This is a genomic window from Myxacorys sp. (assembly GCF_059501405.1).
On sequence record NZ_JCACCM010000088.1, the window covers coordinates 1 to 20,459 of the forward strand.

General features: G+C 48.6%; 15 protein-coding genes. 7 read left to right on the plus strand and 8 right to left on the minus strand.

The window, feature by feature from the left end; genetic code table 11:
• Positions 1 to 609, plus strand: a 609-nt coding sequence (locus tag AC5I6P_RS10360; protein WP_495693674.1) for a metal ABC transporter permease, incomplete at its 5' end; no start/stop codon positions are given.
• Positions 610 to 929: 320 nt separating this feature from the next.
• On the opposite strand, the gene AC5I6P_RS10365 is transcribed toward AC5I6P_RS10360, so the two are convergent.
• The 7 genes from AC5I6P_RS10365 to AC5I6P_RS10395 form a co-directional block, all read right to left on the minus strand.
• Positions 930 to 2,048, minus strand: coding sequence for a geranylgeranyl reductase family protein (locus tag AC5I6P_RS10365; RefSeq protein WP_495693675.1), 1,119 nt, complete (start codon positions 2,046 to 2,048; stop codon positions 930 to 932).
• Positions 2,049 to 2,634: 586 nt separating this feature from the next.
• Entirely contained in the window at positions 2,635 to 3,987 is a 1,353-nt protein-coding gene (locus AC5I6P_RS10370) for an FAD-binding oxidoreductase (protein ID WP_495693676.1), read from the minus strand.
• A 38-nt stretch (positions 3,988 to 4,025) separates the two neighbouring features.
• Entirely contained in the window at positions 4,026 to 4,472 is a 447-nt protein-coding gene (locus tag AC5I6P_RS10375; RefSeq protein ID WP_495693677.1) for a DUF29 domain-containing protein, read from the minus strand.
• 18 nt (positions 4,473 to 4,490) lie between these two features.
• On the minus strand, positions 4,491 to 5,798 hold the full coding sequence (locus AC5I6P_RS10380; RefSeq protein ID WP_495693678.1) for a cytosine deaminase: 1,308 nt from the start codon (positions 5,796 to 5,798) through the stop codon (positions 4,491 to 4,493).
• 233 nt (positions 5,799 to 6,031) lie between these two features.
• Complete coding sequence (dnaK, locus tag AC5I6P_RS10385; protein ID WP_495693679.1) at positions 6,032 to 7,936, minus strand: molecular chaperone DnaK; 1,905 nt, start codon at positions 7,934 to 7,936, stop codon at positions 6,032 to 6,034.
• Between the two features lie 287 nt (positions 7,937 to 8,223).
• A complete protein-coding gene (locus AC5I6P_RS10390; RefSeq protein WP_495693680.1) occupies positions 8,224 to 8,787 on the minus strand; it encodes an Hsp20/alpha crystallin family protein in 564 nt (187 codons plus the stop codon).
• 368 nt (positions 8,788 to 9,155) lie between these two features.
• Positions 9,156 to 10,616, minus strand: a complete 1,461-nt coding sequence (locus tag AC5I6P_RS10395) for a RecQ family ATP-dependent DNA helicase (RefSeq protein ID WP_495693681.1) — start codon at positions 10,614 to 10,616, stop codon at positions 9,156 to 9,158.
• Positions 10,617 to 10,937: 321 nt separating this feature from the next.
• Between AC5I6P_RS10395 and AC5I6P_RS10400 the strand changes: the two genes are divergently transcribed.
• Together AC5I6P_RS10400 and AC5I6P_RS10405 are read left to right on the plus strand one after the other, a co-directional pair.
• Positions 10,938 to 11,324, plus strand: coding sequence for a hypothetical protein (locus AC5I6P_RS10400; RefSeq protein ID WP_495693682.1), 387 nt, complete (start codon positions 10,938 to 10,940; stop codon positions 11,322 to 11,324).
• 469 nt (positions 11,325 to 11,793) lie between these two features.
• A complete protein-coding gene (locus tag AC5I6P_RS10405) occupies positions 11,794 to 13,149 on the plus strand; it encodes a D-alanyl-D-alanine carboxypeptidase (RefSeq protein ID WP_495693683.1) in 1,356 nt (451 codons plus the stop codon).
• 83 nt (positions 13,150 to 13,232) lie between these two features.
• Here AC5I6P_RS10405 and AC5I6P_RS10410 read toward each other — a convergent pair whose 3' ends face one another.
• Positions 13,233 to 13,508 (minus strand): DUF2171 domain-containing protein, encoded by a 276-nt coding sequence (locus AC5I6P_RS10410; RefSeq protein ID WP_495693684.1) that lies wholly within the window; start codon positions 13,506 to 13,508, stop codon positions 13,233 to 13,235.
• 488 nt (positions 13,509 to 13,996) lie between these two features.
• Between AC5I6P_RS10410 and AC5I6P_RS10415 the strand changes: the two genes are divergently transcribed.
• From AC5I6P_RS10415 to AC5I6P_RS10430, 4 genes are all read left to right on the plus strand, one after another.
• A complete protein-coding gene (locus tag AC5I6P_RS10415; protein WP_495693685.1) occupies positions 13,997 to 14,578 on the plus strand; it encodes a hypothetical protein in 582 nt (193 codons plus the stop codon).
• A 256-nt stretch (positions 14,579 to 14,834) separates the two neighbouring features.
• A complete protein-coding gene (locus tag AC5I6P_RS10420) occupies positions 14,835 to 15,899 on the plus strand; it encodes a glycosyltransferase family 4 protein (RefSeq protein ID WP_495693686.1) in 1,065 nt (354 codons plus the stop codon).
• A gap of 278 nt (positions 15,900 to 16,177) precedes the next feature.
• Positions 16,178 to 16,636, plus strand: a complete 459-nt coding sequence (locus AC5I6P_RS10425) for a hypothetical protein (protein ID WP_495693687.1) — start codon at positions 16,178 to 16,180, stop codon at positions 16,634 to 16,636.
• A gap of 145 nt (positions 16,637 to 16,781) precedes the next feature.
• Complete coding sequence (locus tag AC5I6P_RS10430; RefSeq protein ID WP_495693688.1) at positions 16,782 to 20,456, plus strand: response regulator; 3,675 nt, start codon at positions 16,782 to 16,784, stop codon at positions 20,454 to 20,456.
• The last annotated feature ends 3 nt before the right edge of the window (positions 20,457 to 20,459 follow it).

Here is a 20,459-nt window from a genome sequence, read left to right on the forward strand (position 1 = left end):
TGGCTGCTATCCGGCATCTGCTATGATTTCCAAGCTCACTGTCACCCCCTGAACTTAATCACGATTCTTAAAAGCAAGCTGGATCTGCACAGCTTTTTGTTTGGCGATATCTTATCGGTTACAGGTGCTGATGTGATTCGAACACTAGCGATCGCGATCGTGGTGTTGTTTGTCGTGTTTGTCTTTTATCGTGAACTCTTGTTCTACACCTTTGATCCCTTAGCTGCTCAAGCAATGGGATTGCCCATCACCTGGATTCAAGTAGGGTTAAATGCAGCAATCACCTTAGCCATCCTTGCCAGTATGCAAGCTGTTGGTGTGGTGCTGGTTGTGGCGCTGCTGATTGGGCCTGCCATCACTGCCTATTTATTGGTCAAAGAGCTGTACCGCATGATGCTTTTGGGCGCGGCTCTCAGTGTGCTTGCTAGCATCAGCGGTTTGTACGTTAGCTACTACTGGAATATACCCTCTGGAGCGGCGATCGTTCTGGTCGTTTGTCTGTTGTTTCTATTGGCACTGTTGTTCAGCCCCTCTCAAGGGATTTTGACGCGACCCAAGGCAACCAATCGCTCTGCCCAGCGCTTGTTCAAACAACTGCGGCAGAATTAATCTAGCGGTTCATCTGCCTTCCCCAATAGAAGTTTCGCTTGTTGAACTATCTTCAGCAGTTTTTTGAAACTCAATCAGGAACTTCCAAGTCTTACAAGCTTGAAATCGTACCAAATGGCATTGTGTTTGTGTACTGCAATGAGGGTCGCAGTACAGCCTCTCTAGGTTACTTGAGAAATACTCAAGCGCTCACTTGCGCTTCACAGTAGTTTTTTTAGCGTTGCGGAAGCGAGAAGACCCCGCCTCCGCAGTTCCTACGAGGTGCGATTAGCACTATGTCCTTCGGAGCTTGCGCCTTTGGCGCTAGGCGCACCACTCATCTATCCCATTCCAGGAATTAATCCGCCGCTTAACCGCTTCAGCGCACGAGTGGCGACATCTGCATAGCGCAACTCACCGCACATAATTTTGCCCAATCGATCGGTTGCAGTCGGACGCTTCACGCCCACTTTATAACCAATTCCCGGTACACGGTAGAACACGCCTGCTAAGCGCTGCGCCCACGCCATATCACTCCCCCATTCCTGCTGAATCGTGGTGGTGTAGGTGGCCAGCGCGTTCGCATTGCCAGCCAATGCTTGATCGATGGCTTCGGCTGCCTTCATGCCAGTAAACATCGATGGGCGAATCCCTTCAGCCGTCATTGGGTCTACGATCGCAGCACTCTCTCCAGCCAATAGCGCATTCCGGGTGTGCAGTGTTTCATCACCATCCCAAAACGCGATCGGATGCTGATAAATTTGAGCGCCCGCCGTGTTGATTCTGGCTTCTGCGGCATAGTCAAGCAGGGCGGCCTTGAGATCTACGCCATCTCCGCCACGAAATGTTGCTGTTCCTGCGGAGAAGCCATCCGCTTTGGGAAGACTCCAGACAAAGCCATTTTTGACCATACCAAAATCAAACTGCGCTGCGCCGCTATCTGCATTAGGCACTTCCATCACGGCCCCCATACGGGTTTTGCGCTCCTTAAAGCCCAGCCACTTTGCCATCGGACCTTTCGCCCCATCCGCTGCAATCAGGTAGCGGGCTTCTAAGGTTCCTTCAGTGGTGTTGACTTGCCAATGGTCGCCCTTAAACTCGATGCCTGTAACGGCAGTATTGTCGCGCAGTTCTGCACCAAGTTGCTGAGCTTGTTTGATCAAGAAGTGATCAAATTCATCACGTCGCACCATCCACATTGGCTCTGGTGTGTTGAGCGTTGCATTAACCGGATCGCCCAGTTTCCAGGTGTAGCGAATTGTGTTGACTTTGCGAGAGATCACAGGACTGAAATCGCAATCAAACCATTGCGCGATCGCAGGGGACACTCCACCACTACATGCTTTATATCGGGGAAGAGCATCCTTTTCTAGGACTAACACTGAGCGTCCCCGCTTAGCGAGGTGGTAAGCAGCAGTTCCTCCGGCGGGCCCGGCTCCGACAACGATACAGTCAAACATGCTGAGACTTCACTCCTAACGACATCAACTTCTCAACTAGCTCATTCAGAGGCTTACACCCCTAATCCGAATGATTCAGAAATTCCTTCCTTATCTAAATCTAAGCTGTTTACTTCAACGAACTTAGATTACCTCAGGCAATGTAACGTGTTTTATACCGTTTGACACTAATTGTTTTTCTTACGTGAATTTTCTACACAATTCATGTTTGTGATTTAGGACGAAAATACAGGCTAAAACGCCTCAGATTCTGAAATTTCCTGTGTTTTTAGAATGGTAGCGTTTTTAGAATCTTAATAATGAGTGTCTATTTTTGTAGAAGTGATCGCCTAACAAACTGTGGCAAGCCAAGCATTAGACCTGGAGTTTAGCCGTGGAGTGAGTCTAAAATACATCTGCAAATATTTTTTTAGCCCATTAACCGTAGTGTCATCTTCAGTACAAGATTCTGATGAGTACAAAGTTTTGATGTAGCAGCAGTATAGCTTCATCGAATTCTTACATTGATTCAGATTTTAGTGATCTGAGTTAGCTCATGACTTTGCCCTCGATTAGCTCTGCTCGGCTTCAATCTGTACAGCATTTTCTACTTCTCGTTCTTCTCTAGCCAAGCCCGCATTTTACCCGGATTCAACAATCCGTAAGGGTCAACTTTCTGTTTGAATTGAAGTTGAGCCATATCTACTGTTTTCATACCGCCATCTTCAATCAGATAGGTGTGCGGATTAAAGATATAAGCCCCTTTAGATTCGTGATATTTGATAATCTCATTTAGGCGTTCTTCTGTAGAATAGCGAACTAACTGAAGCGATGCAGGACGGGCAGTTCCGCCATAGCGCAAAAACTCTAAATGCATCATAATTTCATTTCCAAAATGATGATACATGTGCTCAATTAGTTCTAGGTTCTTATCGTTTGGAAACAAAGTCTGCAAGTAAGTAATCGTTGGATCAACGCTGCGAGCATGAAGCGTCGTATGATTCCAAGAATATTCTGCAAGCATTACTCCTCGACTCGCATCTTGAGCACTCTTTTGATAGGTAATCGTGCCATTAAAGTCTTTCACATATTCATTCAATGGCTCTAAACATGTTTCGGAAACCATCAATAAAGCGCAATGGGTTCCTGTCGGAATATAGCTCTTTAGCGCCGCAAAATAGTTTGGAATTGGATCAGGGCAAATACAGACCAATTTTTTGAGCATTCCATCAGCATCACTTAGCGCTTGACCAAATCGTGCAGCGCTCATGAAATCAGGAAAGGTCGCAATGATTTCTGTCCAAGGATATGCGGGGGCTAAGGGAATTTCTAATTCGGTAATAATGCCATTTGTGCCATAGGCGTGCGCCACTTTGTAAACGTCATCGCCGCGCAGTTCAATCACACGCGGCTGATCTTCCATCGTGACGACTCGAACTGCTAAAAAATTGCCGCGATCGCGCAGTTGTCCGTACATCACTGAGCCAATTCCGCCACTGCCACCGCCGATAAATCCCCCAATCGTAGCGGTTCGATACGTCGAGGGAGCCATACGAATTTCCCAGCCGATTTCTCGCGTCTGTTTGTCGATCGCGGCTAACTTTGCTCCGGGTTCCACACACGCTAGACCCGGTTTCATCCACTTCACGGCGGCCATTCGGGTCATATCTAAAATGACGCCCCCTTCGAGCGGAATGCACTGCCCGTAGTTTCCGGTTCCTGCGCCTCGCACGGTCAGCGGAATCTTGTATTTCACACAAGCCTGAGCCACACGGAGCACTTCCGCTTCGTTCGCTGGACGAATTACAACATCGCCCACTTTGTCTTTCAGTTGTGGCGTTAGGACTGGGCTGAAGTGATAGTAGTCCTGCGATAGCTTGGCGACTTGGCTTGGTTCAGTGATGAGGTCGAGTCCGTTGAGGTCGCTCAGAAGTGCGTCTAGATGGGTGGCTGAAGTCATGATGCTGGCGAAGCCTTTCTATAATCTAAACTATAGGATTATTCGGGCAGAAAACTTGAATCTAGGATTTCGATCGTTGAGTAAGGGCAAGTCAAAGGAAAGGTTTCAGGTGACAAACTTGTTTGGATTGCGGCTTGCTCGATCGCGTCTGTATAGCTCTCAGGAATGATCTCTTCTAAAAATGACTGTAAGCTGGGCGAGTCCTTCAATACTTTTCGGATTCGTCTGCGATGTTCGGCAATGCTGCTTTGCCAACTGGTACTTCTTTTTTCGGACTGGTAGTGCCACTTTAATAAATGAATCAAGAGAATTGTGAGATTGCTCTCAAACCCTCGACGCTCACTACGCCCCGTATCTTCGACTTCCTCAATCAGGTTGTCCCAATCGATACTGGTGTAATCGCGATCTTTTAGGTTTTTGGCTGTTGTTTCAATCCATTTCAAATAATCTGTTTCGTACAGATTGGTTTGTAGATTTATATTCATGACAAACAACTCCTAAAACTACTTCACGAATAGATCATCTAACTCAGCATAATCGGGTAATGCGGTTTCGATCGCCTTGCCATCTCTTAGAACGATTCGATCGTGCTGCGATCGCGACAATAGTTCACTGTAGTTTCGCGCCTTGAATATAATCAAGTCCGCAGGCAGGCCAACTCCAATTCGTCCCACATCTGGTAATCCCATCAGATCGGCTGGAGTTGACGTAATGGCATTCACCCAGTCTCCATAGGGATGATCGAGTTGAGCAATGCGAACGGACATGTTAAAAACTTCAAACGCATCATGATCACCAAATGCGAAAAATGGATCACGGCAGTTGTCCGATGCGATCGCAACGGGAACTTTAGCCGCTTTAAGTTCGTGCAATAAAGTCACGCCTCGCCAACGAGGAGTTTGCTTTGGCAGCCGTCCTTGCAGATATAGATTACACATTGGCAAACTTACCACTCCAATTCCAGCTTTTCTAACTAGTTGAATTGTCTTATTAGCTTCAGTATTTTCTTGAACCGATAGACTACAGCAATGTCCGCAAACGACTTTACTTTTATATTGATGACGCAGAACGGCTTGAGCAATGTATCGTAGCGTCATTGAATTTGGATCATTTGTTTCATCGCTGTGAAAGTCAAGATGAAGCTTGCGCTCTTTCGCTAATGCAAACACTCGATATAATTGTTGGTCAATGTCAGGATTCATGTAAACAACACCGCCTAAGATGCCGTTGGATTGAGCGACTAAATCTGCTAATGCTTCACCTTCAGGTGCAAGAAAATAGTCTAACGGAACGAGCGAAACGGCTTGGAGAATCATGCGATCGCGCCACTGCTCTCTCAAGTCTCGAAACACGCTGAAACTCATCTCGCCTTGTTTACCAAACGAATCAATGTGGGTGCGAATCGCTTTTGTGCCATGTACATAACTACACTTCAATCCAAATTCCATACGGCGATACACATCTTCAGCAGTCCACTTTTTAGCGTCGGATTTTGCGGCGATCAAAGCGCTATCGAATGTACCATCTGGGTTCGGCGTTCGAGTCCAACTGTGTCCTTTGTCTAAATGAGTGTGCAAATCCACAAAACAGGCCCACACCATCCGACCTTTGAGATCTAACGAGGGGTGAGTATAGGTATCGTAAGTTCCGGCAGACAAAATTGTTGAAATCGCCCCGTCTACAATTTCTAAATCGACCAACAGCAAGCCATCATTCGCGGCTTTGCGGCTTGTCCATTTATTGCCGCTCATAATCAGAGACGCTGGAACGTGAGCATTACGGAGCCAATAGTGATTTGAGTCGAAGATCATGGGATGCAGACAGCTTAAAGGTCTATTTTCAGCGATCGCAGGAACTTTGCGTGGCGTACCCTAATCGGTTCCTGCGAAATTGCGCTGTCAATGAGGCAACAAGCCTGTAGACATCATAGATGACCAATAACAAATGACCAACCTAAACAAAAAGCTGGCGACTTCCTTTCAGAAATCACCAGCTTTTTAAGATTTAGAACTCAATCGCTAGAACTCTAGCGACTGGCTGCTCACTACTTCGACTCGGTGAAGTCAGCGTCAATCACATCATCGCCACTTGGAGCTGCGCCACCATCAGGAGCCGCGCCTGCATCAGGTCCAGCAGCGTCACCACCGCTTGATTGCTGATACAGATTGGTCGTGATGCCGTAGAGGGCTTGTTGCAAATCGGTGGTGAGCGTCTTGATCCGATCGAAATCTTCTGATGCGATCGCTTCGCGCAGATCTTTCACCAATCCATCCACCTTGGTCTTGTCGTCTGCCGGAACCTTATCGCCAAGCTCACTCATCTGCTTCTCAGCTTGGTAGGCTAGCGAGTCAGCCTGGTTCTTGAGGTCGATGCGCTCACGCCGCTCTTTGTCGGTCGATGCGTTTTGTTCTGCATCGCGCACCATCCGCTCAACATCATCCTTGGGTAGCGTCGAAGCACCCGTAATGCTGATCGACTGCTCTTTGCCAGTGCCCTTATCCTTCGCCGAGACGGTCAAGATGCCGTTTGCGTCGATGTCAAAAGTCACTTCAATCTGAGGAACGCCACGTGGAGCCGGAGGAATGCCGTCTAGACGGAAGGTTCCAAGGCTCTTGTTGTCGTTCGACATCTCGCGCTCACCTTGCAGCACGTGAATTTCCACGTTGCTCTGTCCATCTACTGCTGTCGAGAACACTTCAGATTTCTTGGTCGGAATCGTGGTGTTGCGAGGAATAATCTTGGTCATCACGCCGCCCAAAGTTTCAACACCGAGAGAGAGCGGAGACACATCTAGCAACAGAATGTCTTTGACTTCGCCAGCCAAGACGCCCGCTTGGATTGCTGCACCAACAGCAACGACTTCATCTGGGTTCACAGTCTGGTTGGGAGCTTTGCCAAGGACGCGCTTCACAACATCTTGTACTGCTGGCATCCGAGTCGAACCACCAACAAGAACCACTTCGTCAATCTTGCTCTTGTCGAGCTTAGAATCGCGGAGAGCGGCTTCAACAGGAATGCGGCAGCGATCGAAGAGATCGGCACACAACTCCTCAAACTTGCCGCGTGTTAGCGTTGTGTCGAGGTGCTTCGGACCGTCTTGCGTTGCGGTGATAAACGGCAAGTTGATCTCAGCTTGAGTGACGCTGGAAAGCTCCATTTTTGCCTTCTCAGCGGCTTCAGTTAGACGCTGTAGGGCTTGCTTGTCTTTCCGCAAGTCAATGCCTTCTGCCTTCTGAAACTCAGCCGCTAGGTAATCTACGATCTTCTTGTCGAAGTCGTCACCACCCAAGTGAGTGTCACCAGAGGTCGCCAACACTTCAAACACACCATCGCCCACTTCGAGGATGGATACGTCAAACGTACCACCACCCAAGTCAAAGACGAGGATCGTTTCGTTGCTCTTCTTGTCGAGACCGTAGGCTAGCGATGCAGCCGTCGGCTCGTTGATAATCCGCAGGACTTCAACACCCGCGATCTTTCCAGCGTCTTTCGTCGCTTGACGCTGCGAGTCGTTGAAGTAAGCCGGAACCGTAATCACGGCTTGGGTAACGGTTTCGCCCAAGTACTTGCTGGCATCTTCAACCAGCTTGCGAAGTACTTGCGAGGAGATTTCTTCGGGAGCAAACTGCTTACCCGCCGCAGGACAGTCAAGCTTGACGTTACCGCCTGCATTAATCACTTTGTAAGAAACTTCGGTGGCTTCATGCGTCACTTCATCAAATCGACGACCAATAAAGCGTTTTACCGAATAGAACGTGTTTTCAGGGTTCATCACGGCTTGGCGCTTAGCAATTTGACCGACCAAGCGATCGCCGTTTTTTGCAAATGCCACAACCGAGGGGGTCGTGCGGAACCCTTCTGCGTTAGCAATGACAGTGGGCTTGCCACCCTCCATGACTGCAACACACGAGTTTGTCGTACCTAAATCAATTCCAACAACCTTTGCCATATCTGTGCTTTGGCTCCATCAAATCAGCGAGTTAACTTTGGGGATTGGCGAGTCGTGCCAGAAGCAGGAGGGCGGCGCGGACTCAAACGGGTTTGCGAAAGAGTAAAACCTAATTGCCTGAAGCAACACAAATCCCCCTCCTTATATACTGTTCAGGTTCGGCACTTCCATGAAGGGGTATTTACCGAACCTATCTTGGTGGGGTGAGAGGGGGGCGTAAGGGGAAGAAAGGGCTGAAACAGCCTCTCTATCTAGCTTATCAGCCCAATCGACCCCGCTTCGGAAGCTTAGCTCTGCCAAGCGTCACCTGTCGTTTCGGTAGTCACGTCTGCGGTTTCTACAGAATTGCGCTCTGTGCTAATTGCTTCAGGTTGAGCCGTTTCAGCAGGAGCGATAGCTTCAGGAGCGACATCGCCTAGCAAGTTCACTCTCACAACCGAGGGCTTGACCGCTTGCAGCCGGGGCAGGGTCAGAGTCAAGATGCCATCTTTGAACTCAGCTTTGACCTGCTCGTTCTGTACGGGAGCAGGAAGCGGAATCACGCGCTGGAAAGTACCATAGCGGAACTCCGAGCGGAAGTAGCCGTTATTTTCGGTCTTCTCGAATTTGTGTTCACCGGAGATGGAAACTGCCTTCTGACCGACTTGGACATCGAGATCTTTGGCATCGATTCCAGGAAGTTGAGCGCGGAGAGTGAACTCAGTGTCTGTACTCGCGAGTTCAACTGCCGGAGACCAATGCTCAGACTTAAGCAGCGCTTCGCGAGTCGGCACTAGGTCTTCAAACATGCGGTCAAATTGACGCCGAGCAGCTTCCATTTCTTGCCAAGGTTGCCAACGGAGAGTCATCATTACAGTCACCTTTTAGAGTCATTTAAAGAGAGGGTAGAAGACAGGAGGTTGTTCATCTCAGTGGTGTGAATCAACTGCCTTGTCTGTATGTATCTACTGTATAGGGGGAGCGCGCTCGCGGCATTGAGGCAAACCGTAACAGGGCTGTTGTGGTTCCCGATAGCTGAAAATTTGAACGATGTTGGGTTTACCGTATAGATATGATTACGCTTCGTGCTGTAACTCGTGCTGTAAGTATGGTTGGCGTCTTTGATTAACCTAAAAAGACTTTGCCTTCAAGAAATCTTTGATTCAAAACAGAGCGTTGCCAATCATAACCTCTTGCTTGAGTCCTAATCTTTCCATCTCAATATCTATTTCAATCGGTTCTAGCGCTTTTGACACGAATCACACTGTCCGCAGTGGAACGCTTTGGCTTCTGCCTCAAACCCAAAGGCAGAGAGCAGAAATTGCCAGCGGCAACCTTTTGTCGTGAGATAGGTTCGCATGGGTTGTGCAGAGTTTAAGGTTGCGTTGTTCTTCGTATTTCGAGTCACATTGATTTTGTAATGAAAGGGATCGCTCCAGGTGAGGTTGCCGCTACTGTGCAGCAGAGACAGCGCGATGGCACCCTCTTTAAACTGTTTGGAAACATCTGCTACTGATCCCTCAGTTGGAATTTTTTGAGCCAGTTGTTGAGCCGATTGGATCTGCGATCGCGCTTGACGCTGAAAGAAGTCCCAACGCTTTTTGTCGTCTGGATCAAGCCAATTGCTCGCTAGGGTAAGCGCGATCGCCTGTTTGCCATCTCGTCCAGCCCGTCCAATTTCCTGCACATATTCGCTGAGCAGCAACGGCGCGTGATAATGCACAATCCATCGCAAGTCGGGCTTGTCTATCCCCATTCCGAAAGCGTTTGTGCACACTACAAACTGCAATTTGCCACTGAGCCAATCGTGTTCAATTTGGCGGCGATTCGCACCAGAGGCGCAAGTTTTGGAGGAAGCGATCCAAGGGAGCTTGGCAGAGCCAATCGCTCCAAGTCCAGCATGGTAGGCAGCCGTCCGGTAGCCTTGCTGCTGCAATTGAGCGGCTAGGGCTTCGCTGTCGCTCCGTGTCCGAACGTAGACTAATCCAGGTTGCTGACCTTGAGCCTGGATGAACTGAAATAAGCGCTGGCGGCGTCCTCTTGGGGTTGAAACTGACTGGACGTTGAGCGATAGATTAGAGCGGTAGGGACTGAGGCGGAACAGATTAGGGGCGTCGAGGCGGAGGACTCGTTGAATGGTTTGTTGCGTGATCGGATCGGCGGTGGCGGTAAAGGCTGCGATCGCGATGCGAGTTCCGGGCGGTTTGTGTTGCAACAGTGCAGGACGAACGGCTCCTAATCGGTAGTAGGCAGGGCGAAAGGTTTCTCCCCACTGAGCAAGGCAGTGCGCCTCGTCTACCATTAAGCCGTTGATTTTGAGGTTAGGGGCACAGAGCCGCTGCCACACAGAAGCGCTCAACAAGGTTTCAGGAGATAAATACAGCAGGCGAAGTTGCTGTGTTTCTAGTGCCCATAGCACTTTCTTGCGGTCTGCGTTTGGCATCTCGCTATGCAGAAGTGCGGCGGGCAAGCGTCGCCGTTTCAGGTCTTGAACCTGATTTTCCATCAATGCAACGAGGGGCGAGACGATTAGAGTGAGTCCCGATTGCATTAGTGCTGGAAGTTGGAAGCAAATTGATTTACCGCCCCCCGTTGGCAGAATGATTAAGGCATCTTGTCCAGTTAACAGCGTTTGAATAATTTCGCCCTGCGGGAATCGGAAGTCGGAGTAGCCCCAAATCTGCTGAAGGAGCAATTTCATCGAAGCTTGTATCTCTGATGCTGGTTGCGGCTGGACGAACGGGGGCTGAGAAGAATCCATGCTTGGGAGAAAATACGCTTTCTGTAGAATACCCGCACAGAAGCTTGGCTCTGAGCTTGAGTTAAGATTTTGCCTCAGTTTCCATGACAGATTGGGCTTTTTAGATACGGAGTGAGGATTTGTCTCAAATTCTCTTCAGGGCGGGATAGAATCGACGCGATCGCGCTCTTTGCGAGATTCCAGTTTCAAAAAACTCCCCCGCAATTAGCCTGTAGCTAGAGCCTTTGCAAATTAATCTGCAATGAGGAAGGGGCGGAAGAGGTGAACGGCTCCTTTTTCGACACCTTTCAGGTAAAAAGCCTGGAGTTTCGGGTTGCGAAGGCGAAAGACCGGGTTCTGAACCTGGAGTTCCGAGCAAAAAGCCTGAAGTTCCGCCTTCTGAGCCTGGAAGACCAGGTTCCGAGCCTGGAGTTCCGAGCAAAAAGCCTGAAGTTCCACCTTCTGGACTTGGAACATCGAGTTCCGAGCCTCATCTTTCAAGTAAAGAACCTGGAACTTGAGGATCTGAGGTCAAAGCTTTTAGATTGGTACCAAAGCTTTGCAATTGATTCGCCAAGCTTCAAAGCATTGAACCGTTCCACGAGTAATGTTAGGAAGAATCTCATGAGGCATTACAAGCTCTTTGAGGATGTGATCGTGACAACATGAGTAAAAACTGTCTAAGACATGCAAAGGTTTTAATTTCTACAACAAAACAGACCGTGAAAAGTCCAACGCTCTGTTAGTCTATTTTGAGTAAGAGAAAAGTCGGCGCAAGCAACTCGTAATACCATCCTCTACGCCGCAACCAACACATTGAATAATTCTCTGAACATTACTATAAACATCAAGAAAATCTGTTTTTTAGAATGTCCCCAACACGGGACAAGGAGCTAATCTTTGACCCAACATCTAGACAATTGGGGACTCAACCAAAGAAATTTACCACCCAAATAGCGAGCTTCTGAACCGTTTACCTGCCAATCTAAGAGCCATTCCCTCAGATTAAAATTGGCAACAAGCTTGGAAAGTAGGAAAGCGAGTATTTACGCTAAGCTGTATTGCTGATAGGACTTACGCAACCCCCGAAAGCTTTGTGCAAATCCTGGCTAACCAGGAAATTATCCCCCTTTTTCTTATGCCCAACGTCTTTGAGCTTCGCTATCAAAACCGGATCTTCCAAATTCTTCTCGCTGGCTCTCTGCTTATTACTAGTGGTTGCGCCAACGATCGCAACCCAACCGCCGCAACCGTTAATCCTGCTGAGAGCGCCGTTAATAAAACTGTCTTGCCTCCCGTACCACAAAGCCCGCTTGCCGCCCCGATCGGCACGCCCGATCCTCAAACCTCGGAGACCGTCAAGCAATACTTGAGTAAGTTAGCAGCGCAGGGCTATTCGGGACAAGATCAGGGCGTCTGGATGCAATCGGGTAGCACCTTACTGGCGAATCACCAAGGTACGACTCCACTCTCAGCCGCATCTCTCACAAAAGTCGCAACCTCGCTCGCAGCACTGCAAACCTTTGGGGTGGATCATCGGTTTGAAACGCTAATTGGCACAAACGGCAGCGTTGAGAATGGCATTGTCAAAGGTGATCTCATTGTCGTTGGTAATAACGACCCATTTTTCGTATGGGAAGAAGCGATCGCAGTTGGCAATCTTCTAAACCAAATGCAGATCAAGCAAGTTACTGGCAAGCTAATCGTCGTCGGTCGCTTCTTTATGAACTTCGAGGTCGATCCGGCTCAATCCGGGGCATTGCTGAAGCAAAGCTTAGACTCTAGAACGTGGTCAGGGGAAGTCGCAGAGCAATATCAAACCCTGCCTGCTGGAACGGCGAAACCTACAGTTGCGATCGCAGGTAATGTCCAGGTGGCATCCACTCCTCCAGACAGCTTCAGGCCCCTGCTAAAGCACCAGTCCCTACCAGTTGCAGAACTGCTCAAGAAAATGAACCGCTACAGCAATAACTTAATGGCGGAGATCATTGCAAGTTCGGTCGGGGGCGCAAAAGTTGTGTCCTATAAAGCTGCCCAAGCGGCTGGTGTTCCCCAAGCCGAAGTTGCATTGGTCAACGGCTCAGGCTTAGCCGTCGAAAACCGAATTTCTCCTCGTGCAGTCTGCTCTATGTTTCTCGCGATCGAGCGGTATCTTGAGCCAAAACAGATGACGATCGCAGATATTTTTGCGGTCGTCGGACAAGATACCGGAATTCTTGAAACGCGCAACCTACCCGCGCAAACTGTGACAAAATCTGGCAGTTTAGACGCCGTAAGCGCCTTAGCAGGTGCGTTTCCAACCCGTCAAAAAGGCGTCGTTTGGTTTGTGGTGATGAACGGCGGAGGCTCAAATCTAGACGGCTTCCGCGCTGGACAAGAAACGCTGCTGCGATCGCTCGTTGGACAATGGGGAACGGCTCAAGCAACCCCCTCTGAACTAGTGGCGAATCGCGATCGCAGCACCCTGACCTCCATCATCGAACGGGTGAATTAGCAATCAGATCAGCAATCAATTGGTTAGTGATCTAATAATTAAGCTGGCAAAGTAGAGCATCGCAACACCGATGCTCAAAACCTTTAAGCGCCGGGAGATTGATCCATCAATTCTGACGTGACTTCATCAATGTTCTTGTTGAGGAAAACCGCGCTCTCATCCACTGCCCGAATCCAAGAAACGGGAAACCAGGAAGGTTCGCTTTGGGGAGCACCCTGCTTACTGTGCTTTGTAAATTTAACGTACTGATCGCCTTCTAACCCATCGACATTACCGATATGTACGTCCGATGCGCCATCTAGTCCTCCCCGTCCTTCGGCATAAACAGCAAGGTTCTCTTTAATTTTGGAAATATCCATCACAAACCTCTCAATTCAAATAGGTCACTAAATAGGTAAACGTACAAATTGCAGCACGTTCTAGAACCATCTACTGAAATGTGCTCAACGCAAAGCCTAGCTCTACACAGAAGCCCATCTCGATATTAGTTCAAGAGAAGCTTTCAGATTACGGGTTTGGCGATCGCAAGACATCATTCTCCAGACCGAACCTTAATGCCCACCTACGACTGATGAGAAGCTCTGCGGCTAGGGGTCTGAGCCTTTCATAGCTGTTTAGTATTTCTGTTTAGTGCCCTTTTGGAATTCAGTGAAACTAGGCTGAACATAAATTTGATCTGCAATTTGATTTGCATCGACAAATATGAAGCTAAACAAAGATAAAACTAAACCACTCAACGGAGCCAGCATGTCATCATAATCTGATAAACCATCAGGAAAAGCTGTTGTGACCTATGAAAGATGAGTCATACAGCATTTGAGACATCTGAATTCTAGGAGATGAGTGAATGAAATCGATTCTAAAGCAAAACCTTCTTAGCAGCCTGTGTAGTGCGAGTCTGAGCTTTGCGGTGCTTGTCGGATGCGCCCCATCCAATCCGCCTACTGCCGTTACCCCCGAAGCTACCCCGTCCCAACTTCCGCCGCCGCCGCCTCAAGCGGCTGTTAAAGCGGCTCCAAATAATGCGGCTCCAAATAATGCTCCAGCCGTTCAAGTGCCTACCAGTGCTTCTCCAGACTCATCTCCTGCCCAAGCTTCACCCAGCACCGATGGCAACCGTAATCGCGGTCAGATCACCTTCCCTGCTGGCAGTACCTCAACCAGCGTTGACGGAAATCTTGCCAGTAAAGCAATCGATCGCTATACCTTTGTGGCCTCTGCTGGGCAGAATGGCACAATTTCCGTCGAGTCCCCCAATCAAACGGTTCTGCTAACGCTGATCGATCCTCAAGGCAGCCCAATTCAGCGCTATCAGAGCGGTGCTTCTAGTTGGAGCGGCAAGCTAAATGACAATGGAACGTACATCATTGATGTTGTTGCTACGGGAGACGCATCGACTTATAAGTTAAACGTTTCTATTCAACCATAGTCAGTGCTGGTTGGATCTTCTGTATGAATGTGTTAGCAATCAGATTAGAGCGTTAGAACTCATGCAGAAGATCTGAAGATCTATAGTATTGCTACTCCTAAAAGTTGCATAAAAACGTTACTTTAGTACGAAACCGTATTTATCTGGTAAAGCATTCCTTCTCAGGCAGGATGCCCATCCCAGCCCAAAGGCATAGTGTTGAGTGTAGTTTGCTAAATTTACTAGTTAAATTCACTACAAAATTTGGAGATAGAACATGCGGATTGCCCAGATTGCCCCTTTATGGGAAAGCGTTCCACCCCCTGCGTATGGTGGAATTGAGCTTGTTGTTAGCTTGCTGACCGATGAATTGGTGCGGCGTGGGCATGATGTAACCCTCTTTGCATCGGGCGACTCGCAAACTTTAGCTCAGCTAGAATCTGTGCATCCTCATGCGCTGCGGCTTGACCCCAGCGTTAACGAGCATCCTATTTATGAGATGTTGCAGTTGGGGCGGCTCTACGATCGCGCTCAACAGTTTGATGTAATTCATTCTCATATTGGATGTGCGGCTTTACCGATGGCTAAGTTGGTTAAAACGCCGACCGTTCACACTCTCCATGGGGTGTTTACACCCGATAATGAAAAGCTCTTTACCTATGCGCGTGAGCAACCCTACATCAGCATTTCCAATACGCAGCGAGAGCCACGTTTGAACCTGAACTATGTGTCAACGGTCTATAACGGGATCGATTTAGCCTCTCACGAGTTCTATGCTGCGCCTTCTGATCCGCCCTATCTCGCCTTTTTAGGTCGTATTTCTCCAGAAAAAGGAACTCATTTAGCGATTGAGATTGCTCAGCGATCGGGATGGCACTTGAAGATGGCGGGTAAGGTCGATCGAGTCGATGTCGATTACTTTGAAGAGGCGATTCGCCCCCACATCGATGGCAAGCAAATTGAGTATTTAGGAGAGGCAAATCATGTCCAAAAGAATGCTTTGCTGGGGAACGCCGTCGCTACTCTCTTTCCGATCACTTGGCGCGAACCGTTTGGACTAGTCATGGTAGAGTCCATGGCCGTCGGAACACCAGTGATTGCGCTGAGACGAGGTTCAGCACCCGAACTGATCAAACACGGCGAAACAGGATTTTTGTGTGACAGCGTGGATGAGTGCGTTGCCGCTCTTGACAAGATTAATTCTATTCGTCGCAGAGCTTGTCGATCGCACGTTAATCAAAAGTTTGGTGTCGAGCAAATGGTAGATGGGTATGAAGCGGTCTATCGGGAAGCCGTGTCGAAGCGATTTGCGACAAACGGTCGGTTAGTGGGCGCAATCTAGCGGCAGACTGTCTCGTTTCTAGAAACGACGACTACACTAAAACACGGTGTGTCGTTAAGAAATAAAACCTGTGGAAGATACTTCAGCTAAAAGTGGGTCTGCTTGAGCAGAATTTGCGATTAACAGCGTGCTGCCACTGTTTAGGGCGATTGGCTCCACCAAGCTCCGAAGGATCGCGGGCAAGGTGACGCGCTACAACATTGCTAGGCTGAGCAAAATCGCTAGTAACCGCGTTGGGGATGAGGCACTGAATCCTCAACGCTCCAACGGGAGAAGTCTTGGTTCAGCAGGCGGGACGCGTTATCATCTGCGGCTCTACCTACGTTCAGGGCGCGGTACAAGCTAGCGATCCAAATGCCACGATTGATGTCATGGGAGCATTAATCATTCGTATTCCGCCGAATCCAATTCCTAACCCAGGCATTCGGACTCACAAACTCCAGCTAGGGCAAAATGTCGTTGCGTTATCTCAAGACGGGAATATGCAAGACTCAGGGTTTAGCTTTTCGGGCTGTACAACCCTGATGCTGCTCGCTGGAGCAAAGATCAGCTTGCGAGTGGGAATTTTTGCCGATAATTTGACCAAAGAGCAATTTTTGAAATGGCAGACGCGAGCAGATTCCGCCGCAGGTGGAGCAAATCTCTCAATTCATGAAACTCTGGGTGGCATGGTAATGTGCTTTGAAGTTTGCCTTAGAGAGGATGAACTCAGACGGGTCAAGGGGCTACCTCTTTAGGAGGACTGATCAGCAATTCAGATGCTTACAATGGAGCTAATGCTTGATCTTGCAACTTGATCTCACATTCGTATTGGCGTTAATCACATATTTAGCGTTAGTAATACAATAGACGAGTGAAGCAACACTGAATCTTGTATTTGACATGTTGAATCGCCTAAAAATTGGAACCAAAATTGGGGCAGGCTTTACCCTTGGCTTAGCAATCTTTGCCGCGATCGGGGTCGTTGCCTATCGAGGAACCAATCAATTCGTTGAGGCAAGACAGTGGGAAGAGAATACCCATGATGCACTGGACAATCTTAAGGACGTTTTGGCGCTAGTGCAAGATGCAGAGACAGGGCAACGAGGTTATCTTCTAACGGGTGATAAGCAGTATCTCCAGCCATACGAGAACGCTACCAAAGGGCTAGACCAGAAGCTCGAAGCAGTACGGCAGCTAACGCAAGATAATCCTAGTCAACAAGCCAGCCTTAATGCTCTAGAACCTTTAATTGCGACCCGAATGAAGGCGTTGCAGGCCGGAATTGAATTGCGGCAAACCAAAGGATTAGATGCATCGGTTCAATGGGTCCGCACGAATCTCGGCAAAAATGCGATGGAGGACATTCGCCGTACCATTGCAACAATGGAAGCTAGAGAGGGCCGTCTTCTTGTGCAACGCACTCAAAATGCTCAGTTAGCCGCTCGAAACACATTAGACAGCATTATTTATGGCATTCCAATTTCTTTGGGTCTGTTCATCGTTCTCGGCATTCTACTGACGCGCAACATTGCCAACCCGCTAGAGCGCATGTCTGATCTAACCAAAGCGGTTGCCGAGGGTGATCTGAACGCGAGTTTGCCAAAGAGCGATCGCGCCGATGAAATCGGGGTTCTCACTCGTAATTTCAACCGAATGATCGCGAATTTGCGGCAGACCACCTCACGTAACGAAGAGCAAACTTGGCTTAAGTCAAACATTGCTGAGTTAAGCCAACTTCTGCAAGGACAGCGACAGCTTGAAACGGTTGCCCGTTCTGTTTTATCTCAGCTTGTGCCATTGGTTAACGCCCAGCAGGGCGCGTTCTACGTTGTCGAGACTTTTGATGGCAAGCCAGTTTTACAATTGCGGGGTAGCTACGCCTACCAAGAGCGCAAACATTTAGGCAATCAGTTTCAGCTTGGGGAAGGCTTGGTCGGACAATGTGCGCTAGAGAAGCAGCGTATTTTGCTCACCGAAGTTCCGAGTGATTACATTCGGATTGGGTCTGGATTGGGTGAGGCAAAGCCGCTCAACATTGTGGTGCTGCCGATCGTATTTGAGCAGCAAGTCATTGCAGTGATGGAATTGGCATCATTTCATCAATTTAGCAACATTCACCTCCAATTGTTGGATCAAATGAGTGAAACAATTGGAGTGGTGCTGGCTGCGATCGCAGCAACTATGCGCCAGCAAGAACTCTTAGAAGAGGCTCAGTCGCTGACCGAAGAGCTGCAAGCTCAGCAAGAAGAGCTAGAAGAGAGCAATGACCAATTGCACACGCAAGCAAAAGCACTGCAAGTATCAGAAAAATTACTAAGGCAGCAACAGCAAGAATTAAAACGTTCCAATAACGAGTTACAGCAACTGAACGCAGAATTAGAAGAGAAAGCTGAATCGTTAGAAGCGCAAAAACGTGAAGTAGAACACAAAAATGATGAAATTGAGCAAGCAAGATTAGCACTGCAAGAGAAAGCAGACCAACTCGCTCTCTCCTCTAAATACAAGTCAGAATTTCTAGCGAATATGTCCCACGAGTTGCGGACACCGCTCAATAGCTTGCTGATTTTAGCGCGGCTGCTATCCGATAACGCAGAAGGTAACTTAAGCAGAAAACAAGTGGAATATAGCCAAACGATTCATGCGTCTGGACAAGATTTGTTGATGCTCATTAACGACATTCTCGACCTGGCAAAAATTGAATCAGGAACGCTTTCTATCAACATCGAAGCCCTCTCCTTTACCGAATTGCGAGATGGGTTGGAGCGTACCTTTCGACAGGTTGCTAACGAAAAAGGCTTGACCTTTGCGATCACATTAGACGAACAGTTGCCCCCCGCGATCGTAACCGATGCAAAACGATTGCAGCAAGTGTTGAAGAACCTATTGTCTAATGCATTCAAGTTTACTGAGCAAGGCAGCGTGACCTTACAAATTAGCAGTACTCAAAACTCAGTTGAGCAAGGCTATGACATGAGTAATGCGACGATTTTATTTGTCGTCAGCGATACGGGCATTGGAATTCCTGCCGACAAACAAAAGATTATATTTGAAGCCTTCCAGCAAGTAGACGGGACAACTAGCCGTCGCTATGGCGGAACTGGGTTGGGCTTATCGATTAGCCGCGAAATTGCGTCCTTGCTGGGCGGAGAACTGCGATTGGTCAGCCAACTAGGGCAAGGTAGCACGTTTACGCTGTCTCTCCCTCAGCTCTACCGAGACGACTTAGCACTCAACGTCCAACCAGAAGTCAGTGCTCGACAAGCGTTGAGCACTGAAGCGTCACCCGCAACCACGTATCGAGACGCTTCACTTGCCCGCTCTAACCTGCCTCAACCTTCCCAAGTCATTCAACCGCCATCCTACCCTGAACTTCCGGACGATCGCGACTTGATTCAACCGGGCGATTGCGTTCTGCTAATTATTGAAGATGATGTCAAATTTGCCAAAATTCTTCTAGACATGGCGCGGCAGCAGGGCTTTAAAGGATTAGTGGCGCTGCGAAGCCAAACCGGGTTAGCCTTAGCGCAACAGTTCGGACCCAATGCCATTCTGCTCGACATCCATCTTCCCGACGGCGACGGATGGATGGTGTTAGATCGGCTCAAACGCGATCCGAACAGTCGCCACATTCCAATTCACGTCCTCTCCAGTGATGACCAGCGTCAGCGCGGGTTGCAATCTGGTGCGATCGCGTATCTCCTTAAACCAATTTCGCCCGAAGCATTGTCGCAAGTACTAACCGATATCAAACACTTTATTGAACGCCGCGTTAGAAATTTACTAATTGTCGAAGATGACGTGGTACAAGCTCAAAGCATTATCGAATTGATTGGTAACGGAGATGTCAAGAGCACTGCTGTTCACACAGGAGCAGAAGCGATTGAAGCATTACAAACGTATCCGTTTGATTGTGTTGTAATAGATCTAGGCTTACCCGACATCAACGGGCTTGACTTGATTGAGCAGATTAAGCAGGAAGAGCGGTTAGCTGACCTACCGATTATTGTATACACGGGCAAAGAGCTAACCCGTCAAGAAGAAACACAACTCAAGCGACTCGCCGAAACCATTATTGTGAAAGATGTGCGATCGCCAGAACGGCTTTTAGATGAAACGTCCATTTTTCTCCATCGGGTGCAGTCAAACTTGCCGCAACCCAAGCGCCAAATGTTAGAGTCGCTCCGCCAAATTGATCCAGTTTTAGCCAACAAGAAAGTGCTAATTGTCGATGATGATGTCCGCAATATTTTCGCAATCACTAGCTTGCTCGAAGGCTACCAAATGCAGGTAGAGTATGCAGAAAACGGTCGCGATGGAATTGATGTTCTGCAAGCGCACCCAGACATCGACATTGTGCTGATGGACATCATGATGCCAGAAATGGATGGCTATGAAACGATGCAAACGATTCGCCAAGCCAATCAGTTTGCGACACTGCCGATCATTGCGCTAACGGCTAAAGCGATGCAGGGCGATCGCGAAAAATGCATTGAAGCGGGGGCCTCAGACTACATCATGAAACCTGTTGATTCTGAGCAGTTAATTTCTCTATTGCGGGTCTGGTTGTATCAATAGCAA